The sequence below is a fragment of the Acidovorax cavernicola genome (assembly GCF_003581445.1).
This window is the reverse complement of record NZ_QXMN01000317.1, coordinates 1-653: the sequence shown is the minus strand read 5'-3', so window position 1 is coordinate 653 and position 653 is coordinate 1. Positions and strand designations below refer to the sequence as shown.

The following is a 653-nucleotide window of genomic DNA, read 5'->3' as shown; positions in this document are numbered from 1 at the left end:
GGGCTTGCACAGCTCCTCTTCGGTTTCGCCCGGCATCACCTTGAACTCGAAGCGCCGGATGCCATGCGGCAACGCGGCCGACACATAGGGCCGCTCGGGATCGCAGTGCATGCCGACATGCGGCGTGCCCAGCGGGTCGTTGCGCACGTCGACCACGATCCACTGGTTGGGCTTGGTCCGGCCTTCGAAGGCGACGTTCAGCGTGCGCCGGATCAGGCTGTTGCCGCCGTCGCAGGCCACGAGGTAGCGCGCGCGCAAGGTCCGCTTTTCACCCTGTGCGTTCTCGACGACCAGCGCCACGCCTTCGGGGCCTTGCGATACCGTGCAGACGCTCTGGCCGAACAGCACCTGCACATGCGCATAGCGCTGCAGGCCCTGGTACAGGATCTGGTCGACTTCGGGCTGGATGAACGCATTGCGGCGCGACCAGCCGAACTCATCGGTGCGCGGCTCTATCGAGGCAAAGCATTTGCCGCTGGCCGTGTAAAAGCGCATCCAGTGGTAGGGCGTGATGTGCTTTTGCACTTCATCGCTGAGCCCGGCCGTCTGCAAGGTGCGCAGCGACTCATCGTCGATGCCGATGGCGCGCGGGTAATCGATGATCGCATCCAGCTTCTCCACCACCAGCGTCCTCACCCCGGCCTGCCCCAGGA

The 653-nt window shown here is 65.1% G+C and carries 1 protein-coding gene; it reads right to left on the bottom strand.

The genetic code is table 11. The annotated features are described in order from the left end of the window. Positions 1–653 (bottom strand): FAD-dependent monooxygenase (locus tag D3H34_RS33405; RefSeq protein ID WP_205736883.1); only part of this gene is annotated, 653 nt, incomplete at both ends.